A 22,382-nucleotide genomic window follows, 5' to 3' on the forward strand; every position below is an offset into this window, starting at 1 on the left:
TCATCCGTGTGGCAAGGGCAGTTTCAATCCTGGCGGGGAACACGTTAAGATCAGTTAAGGTAAACCCTCGCCTATGTCCCGGCCTTACGCTGGTGGCAGCAGACGACGGATAGCGCAGTTCCGGAGACGGCGAGACGGCATCTCGACGAACCGACGGCAGAGGCGACGGCGACATGAAGAGCCCGAAGAAAATTCAGGATCCCACCGAGGCGGCACTCTCGGCGATCCAGGAAGCATTGACGCTTCAGCTCGACGCCGCTGAACCCGTCCGGCCGCCGGCGCCGCCGGAGGAGCCAGCCACGCCGCCCGCTCAACCGCAGACGAACCGCCCTGCCCCGGCCCGCCGCCGCATGGACGTGGCCGAGCGCCGCGCCGCCAATGACGACCGCCAGACCATCGGCCAGTTGCTCGCCGCCCTCCAGCGCCGGTCGTCGTCGGCGCCCTATTGGTGGGCGCTGATCGGTTCGGCGGTGTGGGTCGCCATCGGCGTCACCCTTGCCCTCGCCACCCAGCGCAGCGCCTTCGCCGAGGTGTCTTCGCTGGACAGCCTGCTGAACTCACCGGCCCTGCTCGCCATCGTCGCCGGCATCCTCCTGCCGCCGATCGGCTTCTTCGGCACGGCGAGCGTGGTCCGCCGGACCCGCGACCTGCAGCTCATCGCCCGGTCCATGACCGAGGTCGCCCTGCGCCTTGCCCAGCCGGAGATGATCGGCACCGAGGCGGTGGTCACCGTCGGCCAGGCCGTGCGCCGCGAGGTCGCCGCCATGGGCGACGGCGTCGACCGCACCATCGCCCGCGCCGCCGAGCTGGAAACCGTGGTGCGCAACGAGGTGTCGATCCTCGAACGGGCCTATGAGGACAACGAGATCCGCATCCGCAACCTCATCGAGGAGTTGCAGGCGGAACGCCAGAACATCCTCATCCACTCCGAGCGCCTGCGCGAAGGCATCGTCGATGCCGACACCCTGCTCTCCAACGAGGTGCAGGACGTGGCCGAGCGGGTCAACGCCGCGGTGTCGGCCGCGCTGGAGCGCGTCACCACGCAGTTCCAGCAGAAGGGCGACCACGTCACCGAGGCGCTCACCCGCGTCGGCGAAGGCATGATCGAGGCCATCTCCGCCAAGGGCACGGAACTGATCGACCGGCTGCAGCTCGCCGGCAGCGAGATCCGCGCCGACCTCACCCATTCCAGCGAGACGGTGAGCGAGGCCCTGAAGGCCCGCACCGAGGAACTCGCCGCCAACCTGATCGCCTCCAGCACCGAGGTGACCGACCTCGTGGCCCGCTGGAGCGACGAAGTGCGCGCCAATGCCGACCTCACCCGCCAGTCCCTGGTGCAGGCGCTCGCCGACAGCAGCGCCCACGTCAATGACGAGATGACGGTGCGGGCGAGCGAAGTGAACACCGCATTCCGCTCCACCGCCGAGAGCGTGGTGTTCGAATTCTCCAACCGCGGCGGCGAGTTGATCCGCAAGGTTCAGGACACCGGCGAGCGGATCGCCGAGACCATTGCCCAGCGCGGCAGCGACGTCGCCGACCGCATCGAGATGACCGGCGCCCGCATCCACGAGGACGTCACGCTGCGTGGCGAGAACCTCCAGCAGCAGCTTTCCGACACCGCCGAGCGCGTGGTGGACGCCCTCGACCGCACCAGCGGCGCCGTGACCGACACCCTCAGCCTCAAGGGCGAGGAGATCACCCAGGCCCTGACCCAGGCCACCGCCGAGATCGGCGAGCGCTTCGACGCCATCGCCGGCGACGTGGGTAACGCCCTCGGCAGCCACGGCGACAAGTTCAACGGCAGCTTCCGCCTCACCGCCGACCAGTTGGTCGCCTCGCTCGGCACCAACAGCGAGGCTCTGGAGCAGATGCTCGCCACCCGCCTCGCCGCGCTGGACGAGACCGTCTCCGTGCGCGGCGTGGAACTGGCCGACCGCATCGGCCAGGACAGCGCCATGGTGGCCAAGGCCGTCCAGGAGAGCCTGGCCGGCTTCGATGCCACCATCCGGGTCAACGGCCCGCAGCTGGTCGACCACATTTCCGAGCGCATCGAGAACGTCACCGAGACGTTGCGCGGCACGCTCGGCGAACTGGACCAGCGCCTCGGCAGCACCAGCGACAGCGTCGCCGGCATCCTCGACACCCGCCTGGCGCGCATCGAGGAGGTGCTCGACGGCCGCAGCCAGAGCCTGACCGCGATCATCGAGGGCCGCACCGGCGAGCTGACCCGCGCCATGACCGAGGGCACCCGCACCGCGACGGACGCCCTCGACCAGACCACCGAAGCCCTCTCCTCCGCCATCGACGAGCGCCTGGCCCGTATCGAGCACACCCTCGGCACCGGGGCCGACGCGCTCACCCAGGCGCTCGACAGTCGCGCCAGCGCCTTCACCCTGGCCGTTTCCGAGGGCTCGCGCGAAGCCCAGGCGGCGTTCGAGCAGACCACCGATGCGGTGGCGGGCCTCATCGACCAGCGCCTCAGCCGCATCGAGCAGGTGCTGGACGAGCGCGCCCACAGCCTCACCCAGACGCTCGAAGCGCGGGCGATGGACTTCACCCGCAGCGTCACCGACTCCACCCGCAGCGCCAACGCCTCGTTCGAGCAGACCGGCGAGGCGGTGGCCGCGACCATCGAGCAGCGCCTCAGCCACATCGAGCAGGTTCTCGACGAGGGCACCCGGCGGCTCACCGGCACGCTGGACGGTCGTGCCGACGAATTCGCCCGTGCCGTGGCCGACAGCAGCCGCGAGGCCAATGCCGCCTTCGAGCAGACCAGCCAGGCGGTGGCCGCCGCCATCGGCGAACGCCTCGGCCAGATCGAGCAGGTGCTGGACGAGCGCGCCCACAACCTGACAGAGACCCTGGAGAGCCGCGCCGGCGCCTTCTCCCGCGCCGTGGCCGACAGCAGCCGCGAGGCCAATGCCGCCTTCGAGCAGACCAGCCAGGCGGTGGCTGCCGCCATCGGCGAGCGCCTCAGCCAGATCGAACAGGTGCTGGACGAGCGGTCCCGTAGCCTGACCGAGACGCTGGAAGCGCGCGCTGGCGAGTTCAGCCGCATCGTCACCGAGAGCACCAGCCACGCCAGCCAGGCCTTCGAGCAGACCGGCGAGGCCGTGGCCATCACTATCGACCAGCGCCTCAACCAGATCGAGAAGACGCTGGAAACCCGCACCCTAACCCTGACCCAGACGCTGGAGACCCGCTCCAGCGAGTTCACCCGCGCGGTCACGGACAGCACCCGCATCGCCAGCGAGGCGTTCGAGCAGACCAGCGAGGCGGTCACCATCACGCTCGACCAGCGCCTCGGCCGCATCGAGCAGACGCTGGAGCAGCGCACCCAGAGCATCACCGAGACCCTGGCCAACCGCACCGTGGACTTCGCCCGGGCCATCACCGAAGGGTCGCGTTCGGTCACCCAGGTGCTCGACCAGTCGATGGAGACGCTGGACTCCTACTTCGCCGTGCGCAGCAAGGCGCTGGGCGAGGTCATCACCGAGCGGGCCGAGACCGTCAGCGAGGCCATCGGCGCGCGGACCCAGGACATCGCCGCGGTGCTCGACGGCCGCGTGGAGCGTATCGAACAGCTGGTCACCGGCCGCCTGGAAGGCATCACTACCCTCATCGAGGAGCGTGGCCTTGCGGTCGCCGATACGCTGGCAGGCCGTGTCGAGGGCGTCACCGCGCAGCTGCGCGAGGAGGCCAGCGGCGTCGAGCTGAGCCTCACCACCCTTGCCGACAATGTGGGCCGTGCCCTCTCCTCCCAGGCGGAAGGCGTTGCCGCCACCCTGCGCACCAGCGCCGGGCAGGTGGAATTCAGCCTCGGCAGCCTGTCGGAGAATGTCGGCCGCTCGCTGAGCGCCCAGGCGGAACAGGTTGCCAACACCCTCCAGGCGAGCGCCGGCCAGGTGGAGCAGAGCCTCGGCAGCCTCGCTGAGACCGTCGGCCAGTCGCTGACCGTCCAGGCGGACGGCGTGTCCGGCGCCCTGCGCACCAGCGCGGGGGACATCAGCCAGAGCCTCGGCGCCCTCGCCGAGAGCGTCGGCCACACCATCACCACGCGGGCGGAACAGGCTTCGGCCTCCCTGCGCTCCAGCGCCGGCGACATCGGGGACAGCCTCGGCACCCTGGCGGAGAACGTGGGCCGCACCATCACCGTCCAGGCGGAACAGGCCACGGCCTCGCTGCGCTCCGGCGCCGGCGACGTGGAGGAGCGCCTCGGCGCCCTTGCCCAGACCGTCGGCCAGACCATGACCTCCCATGCGGACGATATGTCGGCCAAGCTGAATGCGCGGCTGGCCGAGATCGCCGCTGTGTTCGACAACAAGAACGGCACTTTCCTCGGCGCGCTGGAAACCACCAGCCAGCGAGCGGTGGCGGAGATTTCCGCCGCCAACCAGCAGCTGCGCGGCGACATCCAGGCCATCCTGGACCGCCTGTCCGCCACCAATGGCGACTTCCAGTCGGCCATGGGCGGGGTGCTGGAAAACCTCAACCACTTCGAAGGCGGGTTCGCGGAGAAGGTCGGCACCCTGCGCAGCAGCGTGGACGGCATCGGCACCGCCGCCGACGCGACCGTGTCGCGGCTGGACGGGCAGGTGCGGAACCTGAAGCAGGTGGCGAGCGGCACCCTCAACGAGATCGCCGCCCTCACCGAGCGCTTCGAGAGCCAGGGCCGCCTGGTGCTCCAGGCCTCCGAGACCCTGGGCCAGACCCACGACCATGTGGACGCGACGCTGGCCAGCCGCCGCGCGGCCATCGAGGAGCTCAGCACCACGCTCACCCAGCGCGTGCAGGAGCTGGAGGCCGGTCTGCAATCCTTCCAGGCCACCGTCACCGAGACGCTGGCCTCGGCCCAGGATCGTTCCCGCCAGATCGCCAGCGTGGTCGCCGACACCACGGCGGCGTCCGCCAAGGCCATCGACGGCCAGCACCATGCGCTGCGCACCGCCGCCGAGACCGAGCGGGCGCGCCTCACGGAAATGCTGAAGGCCAATTACGAAGCGGCCCTGCACGACGTGAACCGCCTGTTCGAGGAAAGCGGCCGCCGCTTCACCGAGGTGGCGCGCGAGCTGAAGGGCGCCGCGAACGAAGTGCAGCAGTCCGTCGAGCTCGCCCGCGAGGAGATGAAGCGCGGCATCCTCGAACTGCCGAACGAGACCGAAGCCAGCGCCGCCACCATGCGCCGCGCGGTGGCGGAGCAGATCAAGGCCCTGGCCGAGCTGAACGAGATCGTCGCCCGGCAGGGCCAGTCGCTGGACGTGGTGGGCGCGGGCAACCGCGTCGTCAGCCGCCCGGCCCCGGTGGCGGTCCCGCGGGATGCCGCTCCGCGCGAGCTGCCCGCCCGCGAACCCGCCGCCCGCGCGCCGGAGCCGGCGCCGCGTGCCCCGGCCCTGCCGCAGGCCCCGGCCCGGGAACAGGTCCGCGAGCCTCAGGCCCGCGAGACGAAGCCGCGCGAGCCGGTTGCGCCCGCGCCCCGTGAACCGGCCCCCGCCCAGCGTCCGCGCCTGGAAGCCCCGCCCGCGGCGGAAGGACCGCGCCGTCCCGTGGTCCGCCGCGTGGAAGGGCCCGACCGCCCGGCCACGGAACCGCGCGCCATCGAGGCACGCGCGCCGGAAACCCGGCCTGCCGCCCCCCGTCCCGCCCCCGCCCGCGAGGGTGAAGGCCGCAGCGGCTGGCTGTCCGACCTTCTCGCCCGTGCCTCCGGCGACCTGGAGGAGGCGAAGGTCGAGCCGGCGCCCCGCACCGCGGCCCGGCCGCCGCGCCCTCACCACCACATGATCGAATCCCTGGATTCGCTGTCGGTGGACATCGCCCGCATGATCGACCATCAGGCGGCGGTTGAGCTGTGGGAGCGCTACAAGCGCGGTGAGCGCAACGTGTTCACCCGCCGCCTGTACACCATGCAGGGACAGCAGGCGTTCGAGGAACTGCGCCGGAAGTACCGCTCCGATGCCGAGTTCCGCGACACGGTGGACCGCTATATCGCCGAGTTCGACCGCCTGCTGGACCAGGTGGCGGCCGATGACCGCGGCAACGTGCTGACGAAGACCTACCTGACCTCCGACACGGGCAAGGTCTACACCATGCTCGCCCACGCGGCCGGCCGCTTCGAATGAGGCGGCGCCCCTGAGGACATGATGACGGCGCGGCGCAAGCCGCGCCGTTTTCGTTTGGGGCGGGGAGAGAACTGCCGCAGGCCGTGCGATGTCGGTCTCGCAGTCAAAACCGGGGCGCCGGCAGCACGCGGGTTGCGAGGACACCACCACGGGGCCGCGCGATCATGCACGGCGGCGGACCAACTGACGGGACAGGACGGGGACGGCGGGCCGACTGCTGCGCGTGGCGCAGATGGTGGAGGGCGAGGGGCGCCGAGGGCGCCCCGCCCGTCTCAGCCTTGCGCGGCGGACGCCCAGCGCACCAGTTCGATCAGCACCTGGTTGCTCGCCTGGTCGAGGCCCGCCGTGGCGACGGGGCCGGTGACGCTGGACAGCGGCGTGTGGGCGGAGAAGATCCGGGCCGCGACGATGCGGCCGCTGGCGGTGGCGATCAGCTTGGCGGAGATCTCCACCACGGCGAACGTGCCTTCCGGCAGCACCTTAACGCCGAAGCTGCGGACATCCATGTTCAGCTGATAGTCGCCGGTGACCCCGTCCCCGGGACGGGCCACGCGGCGCATCTTGCTGCCGTTCTCGAACGCCTGGATGGTGCGGGCCTGCAGCAGGGCCGACAGCCGGTCGCTCCATTGCGCGTCCGTCAGGTAGGTGATCTGGCCGGGTGCCGGCTCGACCACGATCTTCTCGGAATCGAGCACCGCCAGGGCGGTGGGCGTCACCACCACGAGCTGGCCATTGCTGCCGCCGCGCGCGGTGAAGCCGGTCGGCGCGGAGAGATCGAAGGTCGGCGTCGGAGCCGACGCGCACCCCGCCAGCGTCATCGCCAGCATGAGAGAAAGCACCGCCCGGCCATGGCCAATCCTGGCACGCCACGCCATGTCAGAACATCCGTCGCGCATCATCCGCCATCACCGTCTGCTGTATTCCGGTATCGAACTGCCGCCGAAAATGAACTGGCGGGGGTTGCGCTCCAGATTCTTGAATACCCGCTCGATTTCCGTGAGGGTACGGCGACCGTCCACGGCCAGCGCTTCATATTGGCGCAGCCCCGGACCCGTGAACTTGCTGAGTTCATTGGTCAGTTGCGCCGTGCGCTGGTCGAGATTGTCGGCCAGCTTGCGCACCGAATTGGCCGCGTCGGTCGCCTGCGCCACCAGACCGTCCTTGTCGCCGGAGGCGTGCTGGAGATTGACGACCACCACGTCGAGCTTCTTCGCCAGGTCGGTCAGCTGCGCCATCAGCGTGTTGCCGTTCTGGACCAGCGTGCCGATGTCCTGCGAGCGGTCGGACAGCGCCTTGCTGAACGTCTCCACATTGCTGACGATCTCGGACACCTGCTTGGGATCGACGGCGTCCAGAATGGTGTTGATGCGCGCGGCGACGCCCTGTGCCGTCTGCACCAGCCCGGCCATGCCCGTGCCGCCGTCCGCCTCAATGCGCGGAAGGCCGTCCGGTCCGGGCGGCAGCGGCGTCGCCTTGGATGAGCCGCCACGGATGCTGACCGCCACGATGCCGGTGATGCCCTGGGATTCAAGGCCCGCCTTTGCGTCGGAGAGGATCGGCACGTCGTTGCGCACGCCGATGCGCGCCAGCACCTCGTCCGGCGCGCCGGGCACCAGGGCGAGCTTCGTCACCTGCCCGACGGGAATGCCGTTGAACAGTACCGCATTGCCCTCGCGCAGACCGCTCACCGACCCTTGGAACAGCACCTCGTAGAGCTTGCGCTTGTCGCTGTCGCGGGGACCCGCGAACCAGTAGACGAACACGAACGCCGCCGAGATGACCGCCAGAGTGAAGATGCCGATGATGGTGTAGTTGGCCCGGGTTTCCATGCCTCGTCCTGCCTTAGCGCGCCGCCTGAACCGCCCGGGCGCGGGCGCCATGAAAATACGCGCGCAGCCAAGGATGCTGCGCTTCCATCATCGTCTCGATCGTGCCCTGCGCGATGACCTTGCCGTCCGCCAAGGCCGCGATTCGATCGCACACAGTGTGCAGGCTATCCAGGTCGTGCGTTACCATGAAAACGGTCAGCCCCAAAGTCTGCTGAAGCGTCCGGATCAGTTCGTCGAAGTCGCCGGCGCCGATGGGATCAAGGCCGGAGGTGGGTTCGTCGAGGAAGACGATCTCGGGGTCGAGCGCCAGCGCCCGGGCCAGCGCCGCGCGCTTGATCATGCCGCCGGACAGTTCCGACGGCAGCTTCTCCGCCACATCCGGCTTCAGTCCGACCATCTCGATCTTGGCGAAGGCGATCTCGTCCATCATGCGCTGCGACAGGCGCAGCGTCTCACGCAGCGGAAACTGGATGTTCTGCTTCACCGTCAGCGACGAGAACAGCGCCCCTTGCTGGAACAGTACCCCCCAACGCCGCTCAAGCGCGGAGCGTTCCCGCTCGCCCAGCGTATCGAGATCCTGGCCGAACACCTCCACCGTGCCCGAACGCTTGGGCACAAGCCCGAGGATGGTGCGGGTAAGCACCGACTTGCCGCCACCGGAGGTGCCGACGAAGCCGAGGATCTCGCCGCGGTACACATCGAGCGCGAGATGGTCGAGGATGATGCGCTCGCCGAAGCCCACCACCAGATCGCGCACGCTGATGATGACCTCGCGGCTGATCTGGCGCCGGCGCGGCGCGGCGGTGGCAGCAGGCGTGGGAAGGGTCGGAACATCCATGCGGGCCTCACATGTCGATGGAGGCGAAGAAGATGGCGAACAACCCGTCCACCACGATCACGAGGAAGATGGATTTCACCACGGACGCGGTGGTGTGCTGGCCGAGCGATTCGGCGCTGCCCCCCACCCGCAGGCCCTCCATGCAGCCGACGATGCCGATGATGCCGGCCATGAACGGCGCCTTGATGAGCCCCACCTCGAACTGCGCCAGCGTGATGGCTTCCTTCAGGCGATTGAGGAACACGTCCGGCGTGATGCCCCCATAGAACCAGGCCACCAGGCCGCCGCCGACGAGCGCCGCGATGGAGCCGATGAAGGTCAGCAGCGGCAGCGCGATGACCAGCGCGATGATGCGCGGCACCACCAGCACCTCGATGGGATCGAACCCCATGACGCGCAGGGCATCCACTTCCTCGCGCATGCGCATGGAGCCGAGCTCGGCGGTGTAGGCGCTGCCGGAGCGGCCGGCGATCATGATCGAGACGATCAGCACGCCGAGTTCGCGCAGCACCAGCACGCCGACCATATCCACCACGTAGATGTCGGCACCGAAGCGGCGAAAATTGAAGATGCCCTGCTGGGCGATGATACAGCCGATGAGGAAGGTGATCAGCACGATGATCGGCACCGCGCGGAAGCCCACGCGGTCGATCTGGTTGACCATCGACGTGAAGCGGAAAGAGCGCGGCCGGGCCAGCGTCCGCGCCATGGCGGCGACCACCGCGCCGATGAAGTTCAACATCGCGATGGCGTCGTCGCTGATGTTGACCATCTCCCGGCCGATCCGCTCGAACACGCCCGCCGGCACCCGCTCGGGCGGCGGCGGCTCGCGGCCGGTGCGGGTCATCTCCTCCAGCAGCACAGTATAGGAGGGATTGAGCCCCACAATGGTCGGCTCGACGCCCTGCCCCTGCCAGATGCGGCGCAGGCGTTCCAGCAGCAGCGCGCCGAACGTATCCATCTTCTGGACGTTGGAAACGTCGATCTCCACGTCGCTGACATGGTCGTGCGGGGCGGCTTGCCGGTTGACCGCCTGTTCCAGGTCGTCCGCGAATTCGGATGTCCAAGCCCCGTGGCCTTCGACGCGAATCTTGTCGCCGTCGGCATGGACGTCGAGGAGCGAGGAGTCGGCCACACAGGTCTCCGGCGGTGGGACTCTCGCCCGAAGGCGAGCTGCCCCATGCTCATACTCGGCCCACGGAACGACGTCGAGATGTTACAGAGGCTTGCGCCATCGCCCGCCGCCGGGAATGCTGCCTGCCAAAGCTTTTCGCGTCCCATTTCCGAGTATGATGATGCCTCTCCTGTCCGTACGCGTGGAACGTTTTCCCATCTCCGGCACCTTCACCATCGCCCGCGGCTCGAAGACGGAGGCGGTGGTCGTCGTCGCCGAGGTGAGCCAGGGTGACGCACGGGGCCGCGGCGAATGCGTGCCGTATGCGCGCTATGGCGAGACTGTCGAAGATGCGGTGACCACATTGGAAAGGCTGGCGGATGCGGTCGCCGGCGGGCTCGACCGCATCGCCCTGCAGCGTGCGCTTCCCGCCGGTGCGGCGCGCAATGCCCTCGACTGTGCCTTCTGGGACCTGGAGGCCAAGCAGACCGGGTGCCGGGTGGCCGAGCGCCTGGGGCTCGCCGCCCCCCGGCCGCTTGTCACGGCGTTTACCCTGAGCCTCGATTCGCCGGAGGCGATGGCCAATGCGGCCCGCGCCGCCAACCGCCCCCTGCTGAAACTCAAGCTCGGAGCTGAGGGCGACGCGGAACGGCTGGCGGCGATCCGTGCGGCGGCACCCGAAGCCCGCCTGATCGTCGATGCCAACGAAGGCTGGACGCCGGAGACGGTGGCCGAACGCATGGCGGATTGCGCACGTGCCGGGGTCGAGCTCATCGAGCAGCCGCTGCCGGCCGGAGCGGACGAAAGCCTCGCGCGCCTGCCGCGCCCGGTGCCCGTGTGCGCCGACGAGAGCGTGCATGACCGCGCCGGCCTTGCCGCCCTGCGCGACCGCTATGACGCGGTCAACATCAAGCTGGACAAGACCGGGGGGCTGACCGAGGCGCTGGCGCTGGCGGACGAGGCGCGGGCCCACGGCTTCCGGATCATGGTCGGCTGCATGCTGGCTTCATCCCTCGCCATGGCGCCGGCCCTGCTGCTGGCCCAGCAGGCCGAGGTGGTGGATTTGGACGGCCCGCTGCTTCTGGCGCGCGACCGCTCGCCGGGCATCCGCTATGACGGCGCCCTCGCCTACCCGCCCGAACCCGCCTTATGGGGCTGAAGCCAGCCCGCCAGTAGCGCCATGGCGAGACCCGCCAGGCCAAGCCCGGCGGACAGCAGGAAAGTGCCGGCACCGTAGGCTGCGAACAAAGGCCCCGACACGGCGCTCGACGCCGCCATGGCCAAGCTCACGGTCCAGCCGGCGAGCGACTGTACCGTGGCCGCGCGATGCTCCGGCACGGCGCGCGCCACCAATTCCACCAGACCGAGATAGGTCGCGCCAAAGGTCGCCCCATGCAGCAATTGCAGCGGCACCAGCAGCGGCAGGGGCGGATCCAGGCTGAGCAGCGCGAAGCGCACCAGGGCTGCCGCACCGCCGGCGGCCAGCAGCCCCGCCGGGGGCAGGCGCCGCAGCACGCGGGTGCCGAAATTGAACAGCACGATCTCGGCGATGACGCCGGTGGCCCACAGTCCGCCGATGACGGTGAGCGACAGTCCCTGCGCTTGCCAGGTGACCGAGCCGAACGCATAGAGCGGCGCATGGCTGGCCTGCACCAGGGCCGCGGCTAGGATGCCGACAATCAGCGCCGCCCGCGCCCGCGGCAGCGCCAGATGAGGGGAGACGTCCCGCGCCGGGCGCGGCAATTCCGGCAGCAGCACGCAGGTGACGAGGAAAGCGGCGTGCCCGACGAGCATCAGCTCCACCGTGATGCCCTCCCCGGCCTGGGCGATCAGCGCACCGCCCGCGAGGTTGGCCAGCACGAAGGACGCCGATCCCCACAGGCGGCTGCGGCCATAGTCCACGCGCTTGGCCCGCGCCTGCCGGGTGGCATAGGCATCGAGCAATTGGAACGACGGGTTCCAGACCAAGGCGGCCAGCCCGAGGATACCGAAGATCATCCAGGACTGCCGCGCGAAGGCGAGGAGGCCGATCATCACCAGCGTGCCAGCGGCAAGGATCGCCAGGACCGCTTTGGGGCGCCCCAGGCGATCCGACAGGAGGCCGAGCAACGGCGTCGCCAGGAGACGCGTGACCAGAGGCACCGCGAGCGCGGTGCCGATGTGCGAGGCGTCCAGCCCCCGGGCCGCCAGCCACAGCGGAAAGAACGGCATGTAGATGCCGAGGGCGAAGAAGAGCGAGGCATAAGCGGTGCCGAGCGCGATCCGCACCGCCCCGTTGCCCTCGCCCGCCATATCCGTCTCTTTCGGGTGGTTGTTCCGCGCGGCGCCGCGCAGGCACCGATGGCGGCTTAAAGGTAGGAGCGCGCGATGGCGAGGAAGTCGTCCGCCTTCAGGCTGGCCCCGCCCACCAGGGCGCCGTCCACGTCCGCCGCGCCGAGCAGCGCCTTAGCATTGTCCGGCTTCACCGAGCCGCCATAGAGGATGCGGATGCCCTGCGCGGCCTCACCGAAGCGCTGGGCGAGGACGGCGCGGATAGCGCCGTGCACCTCGGCCACATCCTCGGGGGTCGGAACGAGGCCGGTGCCGATGGCCCAGATCGGCTCGTAGGCCACCACGGTATTTTCCGGCGTGGCGTCGTCCGGCACCGAGCCGCGCACCTGCCGCGCCACCACCGCATGATGATGGCCGGCGGTGCGCTGTTCCTCGGTCTCGCCCACGCAGATGATCGCGGTGAGGCCGGCGCGCCAGGCCGCTTCGGCCTTCTGCCAGATCATCTCGTCGCTCTCGTGATGGTCGGCGCGACGCTCGGAGTGACCGAGGATCACCGCCTTGGCGCCGGCGTCCGCGAGCATTTCGGCCGAAATGTCGCCGGTGTGCGCGCCGCAGGCCTTGGCGTGACAATCCTGCCCGCCGATGACGAGGGGGCTCTGCGCGACATCCGCAGCCGCCTTGCACACGAGCGTCGCGGGCGGGCAGACAAGGAGATCGATCCTGGCGGCGAGTGCGGCATCATAACCCTGGGCGACGGCCCCGATCTCCCCCGCGGACGCCTTCAGCCCGTTCATCTTCCAGTTGCCGGCGACGAGGGGGCGGCGTTCAGCGGGCATCGGCATCTCCACAGGTAAGCTTGGCGGCTCGGGTTAGCAGAGCGGAACCAAAGCCGCAAACCTGCGGTCGTTCGCCCTGTTTGCAGGACCGCGCCTGCGCCGTTGCGGCGACGGTGCCCCCTCCCTATGATGCGCGCCTTCCGCGTCGGGCTCTCCGATGCACCTCGAACCAGACCGAACGATGGTACTCCAGAATCTCCGCAAGGGCGCATCCGGCCTGATCGCCAAGGTCTTTCTCCTCGTGCTGACGGTCAGCTTCGTCCTCTGGGGCATCTCGGGCGTGTTCACCACCTATGGCGCCGGATCGGTCGCCACGGTGGGCGGCACGGCGATCTCCACTGACGCCTTCCGCCAGCAGTATCTCGACCAGATCCAGCGCGTCGGCCGTCAGGCCGGGCGGGGAATCACGCCGGAACAGGCGCGCGCGTTCGGCCTCGACCGGCAGGTCCTGAACCAGATGATCAGCGAGGCGACGCTGGACGACACCGCCGCGAGCCATGGCCTTGCCATGTCCGACGCGGAGATCGCCAAGGCGCTGCGCGAGAACCAGGCGCTGTGGCCGCAGGGGGCCAGCGCGTTCGATCCGGCTTATTTCCAGCAGCTGCTGCGGGCCAACAACCTCACCGAGCAGCGCTTCCTCGCCGCCGAGCGCAAGCGCGTGCTGCGCCAGCAGCTGGTCGAATCGCTGGGCGGCGGTGTGACGGCGCCGGCCGTGCTCAAGGCCGCGGTCCACCGCTTCGAGGACGAGCAGCGCACCGTGTCCTATGTGGACGTCACGTCCGGCGCGACCACCGCCGGCCCCGCGCCCACGGACGAGCAGCTCAAGGCCTATTACGACGGCCACAAGGTGGCGTTCCGGGCCCCCGAATACCGCAAGCTGAACCTGCTGGTCCTGACGCCCGCCACGCTGGCCCCCTGGGTCCAGGTGTCCGATGCGGACGCACGCGCCGCCTATGAGCGCAACGCCGCCCGCTTCGGCACGCCGGAGCAGCGCGAGTTGCAGCAGATCGTCTTCCCCAACGAGGCGGACGCCGCCGCCGCTCTCGACAAGCTGAAAAGCGGCGCGCCGTTCGCGGACGTGGCCGCCGCCCGCGGCCTCACCGCCAAGGACACCGACCTCGGCCTCGTGGCCAAGAGCGCGATCATCGACCCGAAGGTGGCCGACGCCGCCTTCGCCTTGCCGGCCGACGGCACCTCCCAGCCGGTGCAGGGTCGCTTCGGCTACACCCTGATTCATGTGGCCAAGATCGTGCCGGCGACGCAGAAGCCGTTCGAAGAAGTGGAAGCCGGCCTGCGTCGCGATCTTGCCCTGGAGCGCGCCCGGCGCGAGTTGCTGGACAAGCACGACGCCATCGAGGACGAGCGCAGTTCCGGCGCGACTCTGACCGAGACCGCCCAGAAGCTCGGCCTCTCGCTGGAGGTGATCGACGACGTCGACCGCTCCGGCCGCGAGCCGTCCGGGGCCGAGATCACGTCGATCCCGGATCGCACTGCGGTGCTGAACGGCGCCTTCGCCAGCCGCCCGGGCACCGACAACGAACCCGTGCAGCTGGCACAGAACGGCGGCTACATCTGGTACGACGTCGCCGAGGTGACACCGTCCCGGGAACGCCCGTTCGACGAAGTGCGCGAGCAGGTGGCGACGAGCTGGGCTGCGGACGAGGTCGTCAAGGCGGTGGAGGCCAAGGCCAAGGCGCTCCTGGCCGATCTGGAAGCAGGTAAGCCCATCGCCGACGTCGCCGCCGCCAACGGCCTTGAGGTCAAGACCGCGACCTTGAAGCGCGGACGCGCCGACGGCGATTTCACCACCGAGACGGTGGCCAAGGTATTCTCGCTGCCACAGGCCGGCTTCGGCATTGTCGCCGGCACCGCCACGGCCGAACAGTTGGTGTTCCAGGTGACGAAGATCGACACGCCGGAGACGCCGGCGGACAACCGGATCGACGCCCAGATCCAGCAGCAGATCGAAAGCGACCTGCTGACGCAGTATCTGTCGGCCGTGCAGGGGCAGATCGGGCTGAAGATCAACGACCGGGCGTTCCAGCAGGCCACCGGCGCCAGCGCTGTGAATTGAGGGCGACCGCAATGAGCGCACCGAGCCCCTTCGACGCCTTCGCCGCGCGCTACGCCCGCGGCGAGGCCCAGGTGGTGAGCACCACCCTGGTCGCCGATCTGGAAACCCCGGTTTCCGCTTTCCTGAAGATCGCCGGGGAGCGGCCCAACGCCTTCCTGCTCGAATCCGTCGAGGGTGGCGAGACGCGCGGGCGTTATTCCATGATCGGGCTCGATCCCGACGTGATCTGGCGCAGCAACGGGGCCAAGGCGGAGATCAACCGCCGGGCCCTGACCGACAAGGATAGCTTCGAGCCCTGCCCCGAGCCGCCGCTGGCCGCCCTGCGGGCGCTGCTGGCCGAATCCGCCATCGACCTGCCGGATGGTGCCCCGCCCATGGCGGCGGGCGTGTTCGGCTATCTGGGCTATGACATGGTGCGCCAGATGGAGCGCCTCGGCCCGGCCAAGGCCGATCCCATCGGGGTGCCGGAGGCCCTGCTCATCCGCCCCACCGTCATGGTGGTGTTCGATGCGGTGAAAGATGAGATCACGGCGGTGACGCCGGTGCGGCCGCGCCCCGGCATCACCGCCACCGCCGCGTTCGAAGCGGCTCTGGCCCGCCTCGACGGCATTACGGCGGCGCTGGAGCAGCCCATCGCCCACCCTGCGCCCGACCCGTTCCACGGCTCGGTCACCGCCGCTTCCAACACCACGGACGCTGAATTCTGCGCCATGGTGGACCGGGCGAAAGACTATATCCGCGCCGGCGACATCTTCCAGGTGGTGCTCTCCCAGCGCTTCGAGAGCCCCTTCACGCTGCCCCCGTTCGCGCTCTACCGGGCGCTGCGGCGGATCAATCCGGCGCCGTTCCTAGTCTATCTGAACTTCGACGGCTTCTCCGTGGTCTGCTCCAGCCCGGAGATCCTTGTGCGGCTGCGGCGCAACAAGGTCACCATCCGCCCCATCGCCGGCACCCGGCGCCGCGGCGCCAGCCCCACCGAGGACGACGCGCTCGCCGCCGAACTGCTGGCCGATCCCAAGGAGCGCGCGGAACACCTGATGCTGCTCGACCTCGGCCGCAACGATGCTGGCCGGGTGTCGCAGATCGGCAGCGTGAAGGTGACCGACAGCTTCTTCATCGAGCGCTACAGCCAGGTCATGCACATCGTCTCCAACGTGGAAGGCGATCTCGATCCGCGCTTCGACGCCCTCGATGTCCTGGCCGCGGGCTTTCCGGCCGGCACCGTGTCCGGCGCGCCGAAGGTGCGGGCCATGCAGATCATCGACGAGCTGGAGCGCGACAAGCGCGGCGTCTATGCCGGCGCCATCGGCTGTTTCGGCGCCAATGGCGAGATGGACACCTGCATCGTGCTGCGCACGGCCGTGGTCAAGGACGGCCGCATGTATGTGCAGGCCGGCGCAGGCCTAGTCTATGACAGCGTGCCGGAAAGCGAGCAGCAGGAGTGCGTGAACAAGGCCAAGGCCCTGTTCCGTGCCGGCGAGGAGGCGGTGCGCTTCGCCGCCCGCGCGGGGCGCGGGCAATGAGACGCGCGGGGCTCCCGATCCAGGACGGGCGATGGCGTGGCGCTTGACGCTCTGATCGCCGCCACGCTTTAAACCCGAAGGCGCCGCTGGTTGTGGCCGGCGCGCCGTCTGCCCGGACCGCCGGGCGCTGGAGCCTTCATGACCGCCGTCACGCTGATCGATAATTACGACAGCTTCACCTACAACCTCTGGCACTACCTGGGCGAGCTCGGGGCCACCGTCACCGTGCATCGCAACGATGCCAAGGACGTGGAGGCCATCCTCGGCGAGCGGCCCGACGCCATCGTCCTCTCCCCCGGCCCCTGCACCCCCAACGAGGCCGGCATCTGCTGCGAACTGATCGCCGCGGCCAGCGAAACCGTGCCGATGTTCGGCGTCTGCCTCGGTCACCAGGCCATCGGCCAGGTGTTCGGCGGCGAGGTGGTGCGCGCGCCGGTGCCTATGCACGGAAAGCTCTCCGAGATCCTGCATGAGGGGCGCTCGGTCTTCCGCGGGCTGAACCACTCGTTCCAGGCCACGCGCTATCATTCGCTCATCGTCGCGCGGGACAGCCTGCCGGCGGAGCTTGAAATGACCGCCCACACCGCCGACGGCCTCATCATGGGCCTCGCGCACCGCACCCGCCCCGTGCATGGCGTGCAGTTCCATCCCGAGAGCATCGCCTCGGAGAACGGTCACGCGCTGCTGCGCAACTTCCTCGACATCGCAACGGCCTTCAACGCCGGCCGCGCCAAGGATTGAGGCACCATGGAACGGTTTCGACCCCTGCTGAACAAGGTGGCCACGGGCGCGGTGCTGACCCGCGACGAGGCGGCCTATGCCTTCGACAAGATGATGTCCGGCGAGACCACGCCCTCGCAGATGGGCGCCCTGCTCATGGGCCTGCGGGTGCGCGGGGAAACGGTGGACGAGATCGTCGGTGCCGTCTCGGTGATGCGCGCCAAGATGCTGCCGGTCACGGCGCCGGAGGCCTCCGTTGACGTGGTGGGCACCGGCGGCGACGCTTCCGGCTCCTACAACATCTCCACCTGCGCCTCCTTCATCGTCGCCGGCGCGGGCGTGCCGGTGGCCAAGCACGGCAACCGCGCCCTGTCCTCCAAGTCCGGCGCGGCGGACGTGCTGGCCGCGCTCGGCATCCGGATCGACCTCCAGCCGGCGGCCATCTCGCGCTGCATCGCCGAGACCGGCATCGGCTTCATGTTCGCGCCCTCGCACCATCCGGCGATGAAGAACGTGGGTCCGACCCGCGTGGAGCTGGGCACGCGCACGATCTTCAACCTCATCGGCCCGCTCTCCAATCCTGCCGGCGTGCGCCGGCAGATGGTCGGCGTGTTCGCCAAGGGCTGGATCGCGCCGCTGGCGGAAGTGCTCAAGGCGCTCGGCTCGGCGCGGGCCTGGGTGGTCCATGGCTCCGACGGCCTCGACGAGATCACCATTTCCGGAACCACGGACGTGGCGAGCCTGGAGGATGGGCGGGTCCACACCTTCGAGATTTCGCCCGAGGACGTCGGGCTCTCGCGCGCGGCGCCGGAAGCGCTGCGCGGCGGCGATGCCCAGCACAATGCCCGTGCCCTGCGGGCGGTGCTGGAAGGTCACCCGGGTGCCTATCGCGACGTCGCCTTGATGAATGCGGGCGCGGCTCTGCTCATCGCCGGGCATGCCCGTTCGCTCCAGGAGGGCGTCGAGATGGCGCGCGCCAGCGTCGACACCGGCGCGGCCCTCGCCCGCCTCGACCATCTGGCCCGCGTCTCCGAAACCCTTGCCCCGCAGGTGGACGCATGAGCGACATTCTCAGCCGCATCGAGGTCTACAAGCGCGCGGAGATCGCCGCCGCCAAGGCCGCCCTCCCGCTGGCCGAGGTGGACGTCGCCGCCCGCGCCGCCAGTCCCGTGCGGCCCTTCGCCGCCGCGCTGGAGGCCAAGATCGCCGCCGGCGGCACCGCGCTGATCGCAGAGATCAAGAAGGCGAGCCCCTCCAAGGGCTTGATCCGGCCCGATTTCGACCCGCCGGCCCTGGCCCGCGCCTATGAGGCGGGCGGGGCCACCTGCCTGTCCATCCTCACCGACACGCCGTCTTTCCAGGGCGCTCCGGAATTCCTCGTCGCCGCCCGCGCCGAGGTGAGCCTGCCGGTGCTGCGCAAGGACTTCATGTACGACACCTACCAGGTGGCCGAGGCCCGCGCCTGGGGCGCGGACTGCATCCTGGTGATCCTGGCCGGCGTGGACGACGCCTGCGCCCACGACCTCATCGCGGCGGCCAAGGACTACGGCATGGACGCCATCCTGGAAGTCCATGACGACGCGGAGCTGGAGCGCGCCCTGGCGCTGCCGTCCCGTCTCATCGGCATCAACAACCGCAACCTGCGCACCTTCGAGACCACGCTGGCCACCAGCGGCCGGCTGGCGCCGCGTGTGCCGAAGGACCGCATCGCTATCGGCGAGAGCGGCATCTTCACCCATTCGGACGTGCAGCAGCTCGCCCGCGTCGGCATTTCCAGCATCCTGGTGGGCGAAAGCCTGATGCGCCAGGAGGATGTGGCCGCCGCCACCCGCGCCCTGCTGCTCGGCTGACTTCCAGCCGAGGGGGCACCTGGGCCATACTGGGGCAAGGCCGCCGGCAGATGCGGCCTTTTTGGGAGGTGCAGACATGATTTTCGGATCCACCCTTTTCAGGCGCCTTGCGGCTTCTGCCGCGCTTTCCCTGGTCGCTGTGGCGGGACCGGCCCTGGCGGCGGACGTCACCGGCCTGTGGGCCACCCAGACCCGTGGCGGCCAGGTGGAGATCACCAAGTGCGGCGCCTCGGTCTGCGGGCGCATCGTCACGTCCGAGGGCATCAAGGCCGATCCCGGCCTCAAGGACACCAAGAACTCCGACGCCTCCAAGCGCGACCGGGTGCTGAAGGGCCTGCAGATCCTCGGCGGCTTTTCCGGCGGGCCCAGCGAATGGACCGGCGGGCAGATCTACAATGCCGAGGACGGCAAGACCTATAACGCCTCGCTGACGCTCGAAGGCGACGACAAGCTCAAGGTGCGCGGCTGCATCTTCGTGCCCTTGTGCCAGACGCAGACCTGGACCAGGGTCCGCTGATGACCGGCCTGACCCACCTCGATTCCGAAGGCGCCGCCCGCATGGTGGACGTCTCCGAGAAGCCCTCCACCACCCGCGAGGCGCTGGCGGAGGGGCAGGTGGTGATGGCGCAGGCGACACTGGACCTCATTTTGTCCGGCAATGCGAAGAAGGGCGACGTCCTCGGCGTCGCCCGCATCGCCGGCATCATGGCTGCCAAGCGCACGCACGAATTGATCCCGCTCTGCCACCCGCTGATGCTCAGCAAGGTGGAAGTGGAGGTGACGCCCGATCCGGCGCTGCCCGGCCTGCACGTTGTCGCCCGGGTGAAGACCGCCGGCCAGACGGGCGTGGAGATGGAGGCGCTGACCGCCGTCTCCCTCGCCTGCCTCACCATCTATGACATGGCCAAGGCGGCCGACCGGGGCATGCGGATCGAGAATGTCCGCCTCCTGGAGAAGGCCGGTGGCCGATCGGGCCATTGGCGGGCGGAGACCGTGTGACATGAGTGCAGGCGTGCCGGGCAAGCCGGCCTTGATGCCGGTAGCGGATGCCCTGGATCTGGTGACCTCCGGCCTATCGACCCTTCCCGCCGAGAGCATTCCGGTGGCCGACGCCGTGGGCCGCGTGCTCGCGGAACCCGTCCAAGCGCGACGCAGCCAGCCGCCGGCCGACATGTCCGCCATGGACGGCTATGCCTTCGCGTTTCCCACCACGCTGGACATCCCCGCCGAACTGAATCTGATCGGGGAATCCGCGGCGGGCCGCCCGTTCGAGGGCGCCGTCGGGCCAGGCGAGACGGTGCGCATATTCACCGGCGCGGTGGTGCCGCCAGGGGCGGATACGGTGGTCATCCAGGAGAACACCGCGCGCTCCGGCGCGCGCGTGACCATCACCATTCCGGTCGCCCGCGGCCGCAACATCCGCAAGGCCGGCTTCGATTTCCAGGCCGGGGCGGCGCTTCTGCCTGCCGGCACGCGGCTCACCGCGCGCGACGTGATGCTCGCCGCCGCCGCCAACCACCCCACGCTGGCCGTGGCCCGCCGGCCGCGCGTCGGCATCATCCAGACCGGCGACGAACTGGTCTATCCCGGCACCGCCACGGGTGCGCCGTCCGAAGTGGTGGTGTCGAACGTCTATGGCCTCGCCGCGCTCGCCCGCGGCGTGGGGGCGGAGGTGATCGACCTCGGCCTCGTGCGGGACAGCATGGAAGAGACCCGGGCCGCCATCCGCCGCGCGGCCGGACAGGGCGTGGACGTGCTGGTGTCGTCCGGCGGCGCATCGGTGGGCGAGCATGACCTGATGGCCCCCGCGCTCACGGCGGAGGGTGTCACGCTCTCCGTGCACAAGATCGCGCTCCGCCCCGGCAAGCCGCTGATGTACGGCACCGGGACGCTGCGGGCGCTCGGCCTGCCCGGCAATCCGGTCTCGGCCTATGTGTGCGCCATCCTGTTCCTGCTGCCCATCCTGCGGCGCCTGCAGGGCGAGAATGCCCCGCTCATGCCGACCCGCCCGGCCCGGCTCGGCACGTCCATGCCGGCGAACGACAGCCGCATGGATTTCGTGCGCGCTCGCCTGTCCCTGGCCGAGGGCCTGCCTGTGGCGACACCGCTCCCGGCCCAGGACAGCAGCATGCTCTCGGCCCTCGCTTTGGCCGATTGCCTGCTGATTCGCCCGTCTTTCGCCCCGGCGGCGGAGCCCGGCGCGCCATGCGAGATCATCCCGCTCAACGGGTGACGGCGCGTTTACCTCATGTTGAGGCTTGTGGAACAAAAAAGAAACAGCTACACCATGTTCTTGATTTGTTTCGCAGCCGGCGGGCAGATCGGGACCCGGGACGGCATGGGGCGGAACCACGCATGCTCACGCGCAAACAATATGATCTTCTGCGCTTCATCCACGAGCGGCTGAAGGAGACGGGCGTTCCGCCCTCCTTCGACGAGATGAAGGAGGCGCTGGATCTGCGCTCCAAGTCGGGCATCCACCGGCTGATCACCGCCCTGGAGGAGCGCGGCTTCATCCGCCGCCTGCCCAACCGGGCGCGCGCGCTGGAAGTGGTGCGCCTGCCGGACAGCGCGGCGCCCGGTCTGGCCGCTGCGCGCAGCTCGGCCCGCGGCTTCTCGCCGAGCGTCATCGAAGGCAGCCTCGGCCGGGTGCGCCCGGTAATCGACGACGAGGAGGCTGCGACGATGGTGGCGGTCCCGGTCATGGGCCGCATCGCCGCCGGATCGCCCATCTCCGCCATCCAGAGCCGCAGCCACACGCTGAACCTGCCGCCCGAGATGCTGGGCGCGGGCGAGCATTTCGCGCTCGAAGTGCGCGGCGACAGCATGATCGAGGCCGGCATTCTGGACGGCGATACGGTGCTGATCCGCAAGACCGAATCCGCCGAGACCGGCGACATCATCGTGGCGCTGGTGGACGACGAGGAAGCCACCCTGAAGCGGCTGCGCCGCAAGGGCGCCTCCATCGCGCTCGAGGCCGCCAATCCGGCCTATGAGACCCGCATCTTCGGCCCCGATCGGGTGCGCGTGCAGGGACGCCTTGTCGGCCTCATCCGCCGCTATTGAGGCCTGTCCGTAAGGGCCGGCGTTCACGTCGGCGCCGGGCTTGCCTCAATCAGGGGCACTGCGGGCATCATCTTCCGCCCGCGGGACATCAGGGCCCTCGTCCGGCGCGGCAAGGGCGGGCAGCACCGGCATCCAGGGCCGTTGC

The 22,382-nt window shown here is 69.6% G+C and carries 17 protein-coding genes; 11 read left to right on the forward strand and 6 right to left on the reverse strand.

The window, feature by feature from the left end:
* The first annotated feature begins 173 nt into the window (after positions 1-173).
* The gene (locus YU1_RS0100650) at positions 174-6,116 is read left to right on the forward strand and encodes an apolipoprotein A-IV repeat region-like domain-containing protein (protein ID WP_156921886.1); all 5,943 of its coding nucleotides are present in this window, start codon (positions 174-176) and stop codon (positions 6,114-6,116) included.
* A 272-nt stretch (positions 6,117-6,388) separates the two neighbouring features.
* Here YU1_RS0100650 and YU1_RS0100655 read toward each other — a convergent pair whose 3' ends face one another.
* The 4 genes from YU1_RS0100655 to YU1_RS0100670 are packed head-to-tail and all read right to left on the reverse strand — an operon-like array spanning position 6,389 to position 9,918.
* On the reverse strand, positions 6,389-6,991 hold the full coding sequence (locus YU1_RS0100655; RefSeq protein ID WP_245263188.1) for an ABC-type transport auxiliary lipoprotein family protein: 603 nt from the start codon (positions 6,989-6,991) through the stop codon (positions 6,389-6,391).
* A gap of 30 nt (positions 6,992-7,021) precedes the next feature.
* A complete protein-coding gene (locus YU1_RS0100660; protein ID WP_029002430.1) occupies positions 7,022-7,945 on the reverse strand; it encodes an MlaD family protein in 924 nt (307 codons plus the stop codon).
* Positions 7,946-7,958: 13 nt separating this feature from the next.
* Positions 7,959-8,783 carry an ABC transporter ATP-binding protein gene (locus YU1_RS27255; protein ID WP_084539558.1) on the reverse strand — a complete coding sequence of 275 codons (825 nt, stop codon included), beginning with the start codon at positions 8,781-8,783 and terminating at the stop codon, positions 7,959-7,961.
* Positions 8,784-8,790: 7 nt separating this feature from the next.
* Positions 8,791-9,918, reverse strand: coding sequence for an ABC transporter permease (locus tag YU1_RS0100670; RefSeq protein WP_029002431.1), 1,128 nt, complete (start codon positions 9,916-9,918; stop codon positions 8,791-8,793).
* Positions 9,919-10,078: 160 nt separating this feature from the next.
* On the opposite strand from YU1_RS0100670, the gene dgcA reads away from it, so the two are divergent.
* Positions 10,079-11,056: an N-acetyl-D-Glu racemase DgcA gene (gene dgcA, locus YU1_RS0100675; protein ID WP_029002432.1), complete on the forward strand. Its 978-nt coding sequence runs from the start codon at positions 10,079-10,081 to the stop codon at positions 11,054-11,056.
* Here dgcA and YU1_RS0100680 read toward each other — a convergent pair.
* Positions 11,026-12,189, reverse strand: a complete 1,164-nt coding sequence (locus YU1_RS0100680) for an MFS transporter (RefSeq protein WP_029002433.1) — start codon at positions 12,187-12,189, stop codon at positions 11,026-11,028. The genes dgcA and YU1_RS0100680 overlap by 31 nt on opposite strands.
* 56 nt (positions 12,190-12,245) lie before the next feature.
* Positions 12,246-13,004, reverse strand: coding sequence for a triose-phosphate isomerase (gene tpiA, locus YU1_RS0100685; RefSeq protein WP_029002434.1), 759 nt, complete (start codon positions 13,002-13,004; stop codon positions 12,246-12,248).
* A 181-nt stretch (positions 13,005-13,185) separates the two neighbouring features.
* Here tpiA and YU1_RS0100690 point away from each other — a divergent pair, with 181 nt between their 5' ends.
* The 9 genes from YU1_RS0100690 to lexA all read left to right on the forward strand — a co-directional run bounded on the left by YU1_RS0100690 (position 13,186) and on the right by lexA (position 22,237).
* A complete protein-coding gene (locus tag YU1_RS0100690; protein WP_029002435.1) occupies positions 13,186-15,078 on the forward strand; it encodes a peptidylprolyl isomerase in 1,893 nt (630 codons plus the stop codon).
* An 11-nt stretch (positions 15,079-15,089) separates the two neighbouring features.
* Entirely contained in the window at positions 15,090-16,601 is a 1,512-nt protein-coding gene (gene trpE / locus YU1_RS0100695; RefSeq protein ID WP_029002436.1) for an anthranilate synthase component I, read from the forward strand.
* A gap of 138 nt (positions 16,602-16,739) precedes the next feature.
* On the forward strand, positions 16,740-17,342 hold the full coding sequence (locus tag YU1_RS0100700; protein ID WP_029002437.1) for an anthranilate synthase component II: 603 nt from the start codon (positions 16,740-16,742) through the stop codon (positions 17,340-17,342).
* A 6-nt stretch (positions 17,343-17,348) separates the two neighbouring features.
* The gene (gene trpD, locus YU1_RS0100705) at positions 17,349-18,383 is read left to right on the forward strand and encodes an anthranilate phosphoribosyltransferase (protein ID WP_029002438.1); all 1,035 of its coding nucleotides are present in this window, start codon (positions 17,349-17,351) and stop codon (positions 18,381-18,383) included.
* Positions 18,380-19,171: an indole-3-glycerol phosphate synthase TrpC gene (trpC, locus tag YU1_RS0100710; protein WP_029002439.1), complete on the forward strand. Its 792-nt coding sequence runs from the start codon at positions 18,380-18,382 to the stop codon at positions 19,169-19,171. The genes trpD and trpC overlap by 4 nt, the downstream gene beginning before the upstream one ends.
* A gap of 76 nt (positions 19,172-19,247) precedes the next feature.
* Positions 19,248-19,688 (forward strand): DUF2147 domain-containing protein, encoded by a 441-nt coding sequence (locus tag YU1_RS0100715; protein ID WP_029002440.1) that lies wholly within the window; start codon positions 19,248-19,250, stop codon positions 19,686-19,688.
* A complete protein-coding gene (gene moaC / locus YU1_RS0100720; protein ID WP_029002441.1) occupies positions 19,688-20,170 on the forward strand; it encodes a cyclic pyranopterin monophosphate synthase MoaC in 483 nt (160 codons plus the stop codon). Before YU1_RS0100715 ends, moaC begins: the two co-directional genes overlap by 1 nt.
* Before the next feature lies 1 nt (position 20,171).
* Positions 20,172-21,404, forward strand: a complete 1,233-nt coding sequence (locus YU1_RS0100725; protein WP_029002442.1) for a molybdopterin molybdotransferase MoeA — start codon at positions 20,172-20,174, stop codon at positions 21,402-21,404.
* A gap of 122 nt (positions 21,405-21,526) precedes the next feature.
* On the forward strand, positions 21,527-22,237 hold the full coding sequence (lexA, locus tag YU1_RS0100730; RefSeq protein ID WP_029002443.1) for a transcriptional repressor LexA: 711 nt from the start codon (positions 21,527-21,529) through the stop codon (positions 22,235-22,237).
* Positions 22,238-22,382 lie beyond the last annotated feature (145 nt).

The sequence above is a fragment of the Azorhizobium doebereinerae UFLA1-100 genome (assembly GCF_000473085.1).
Taxonomy (GTDB): Bacteria; Pseudomonadota; Alphaproteobacteria; order Rhizobiales; family Xanthobacteraceae; genus Azorhizobium; species Azorhizobium doebereinerae.

Bases quoted from the DNA above. Each gene is read 5' to 3' on its own strand.
- trpC (WP_029002439.1), top strand. From the start codon at position 18,380: ATGAGCGACATTCTCAGCCGCATCGAGGTCTACAAGCGCGCGGAGATC.
- dgcA (WP_029002432.1), top strand. From the start codon at position 10,079: ATGCCTCTCCTGTCCGTACGCGTGGAACGTTTTCCCATCTCCGGCACC.
- moaC (WP_029002441.1), top strand. From the start codon at position 19,688: ATGACCGGCCTGACCCACCTCGATTCCGAAGGCGCCGCCCGCATGGTG.
- YU1_RS0100700 (WP_029002437.1), top strand. From the start codon at position 16,740: ATGACCGCCGTCACGCTGATCGATAATTACGACAGCTTCACCTACAAC.
- YU1_RS0100660 (WP_029002430.1), bottom strand. From the start codon at position 7,945: ATGGAAACCCGGGCCAACTACACCATCATCGGCATCTTCACTCTGGCG.
- YU1_RS27255 (WP_084539558.1), bottom strand. From the start codon at position 8,783: ATGGATGTTCCGACCCTTCCCACGCCTGCTGCCACCGCCGCGCCGCGC.
- YU1_RS0100655 (WP_245263188.1), bottom strand. From the start codon at position 6,991: ATGGCGTGGCGTGCCAGGATTGGCCATGGCCGGGCGGTGCTTTCTCTC.
- YU1_RS0100680 (WP_029002433.1), bottom strand. From the start codon at position 12,189: ATGGCGGGCGAGGGCAACGGGGCGGTGCGGATCGCGCTCGGCACCGCT.
- YU1_RS0100715 (WP_029002440.1), top strand. From the start codon at position 19,248: ATGATTTTCGGATCCACCCTTTTCAGGCGCCTTGCGGCTTCTGCCGCG.
- trpE (WP_029002436.1), top strand. From the start codon at position 15,090: ATGAGCGCACCGAGCCCCTTCGACGCCTTCGCCGCGCGCTACGCCCGC.
- tpiA (WP_029002434.1), bottom strand. From the start codon at position 13,004: ATGCCCGCTGAACGCCGCCCCCTCGTCGCCGGCAACTGGAAGATGAAC.
- YU1_RS0100725 (WP_029002442.1), top strand. From the start codon at position 20,172: ATGAGTGCAGGCGTGCCGGGCAAGCCGGCCTTGATGCCGGTAGCGGAT.
- trpD (WP_029002438.1), top strand. From the start codon at position 17,349: ATGGAACGGTTTCGACCCCTGCTGAACAAGGTGGCCACGGGCGCGGTG.
- lexA (WP_029002443.1), top strand. From the start codon at position 21,527: ATGCTCACGCGCAAACAATATGATCTTCTGCGCTTCATCCACGAGCGG.
- YU1_RS0100650 (WP_156921886.1), top strand. From the start codon at position 174: ATGAAGAGCCCGAAGAAAATTCAGGATCCCACCGAGGCGGCACTCTCG.
- YU1_RS0100690 (WP_029002435.1), top strand. From the start codon at position 13,186: ATGGTACTCCAGAATCTCCGCAAGGGCGCATCCGGCCTGATCGCCAAG.